Annotated in this window: 1 protein-coding gene and 1 pseudogene; one reads left to right on the plus strand and one right to left on the minus strand. The window is 45.9% G+C overall.

Translation table 11 applies throughout. The features are described from left to right. Positions 1-138, plus strand: a pseudogene (locus R7Z50_RS30600) (plasmid-related protein); the annotation flags it as partial. Between the two features lie 26 nt (positions 139-164). Here R7Z50_RS30600 and R7Z50_RS30605 read toward each other — a convergent pair. Next, positions 165-538: DUF4400 domain-containing protein (locus R7Z50_RS30605; protein ID WP_318150164.1), on the minus strand; the 374-nt coding region annotated here is incomplete at its 5' end.

Consider the following 538-nt stretch of genomic DNA (forward strand, 5'->3'; position numbering starts at 1 on the left):
CTAAAAGAAGTATTGGCTCTTATACGACAGTACTCGTTTTGGATGCCGCAATATATTTGGCTTCAAGGTCACCTTATTGATACTTATCATTTGCCAGCTGAAGACGAGAACGAAAATACCGTTGGCGTTAGGTTTTAGCTCTACAAGATGAGGCCTAACTGGCCTCATATTTTCTTCTGCAAGTGACTTAACGCCAACCCTGCCATCAATGCCAAGCCGATGATCATCGACGGTAGAACCACCGGTGGAATAGCCAACGGGGCGAACAATCCCATAAACAGCAAAATGACGCCTGAGCCCAGGATAATCATGCTGTAGCGGTGAATGATAGGGCTCGAAAAATCAAAGGTTGTCTTCTTAATTTTCCAGGTCATCAAGCCGTCCCACAGCGCCGGTAACATGAGAATAAGCGCAAAGGGCAACCAGACCATCAGCAAAGCAAATCGAGTGAACACCTGGTACAACACATCAAAAAATGCCTGAATACGGTCTTCTACCCACACAAACCAAAAGCCTCCCATGTTCTCCATCCCTTTAG

This window comes from Vibrio sp. 1249-1, from assembly GCF_033340495.1.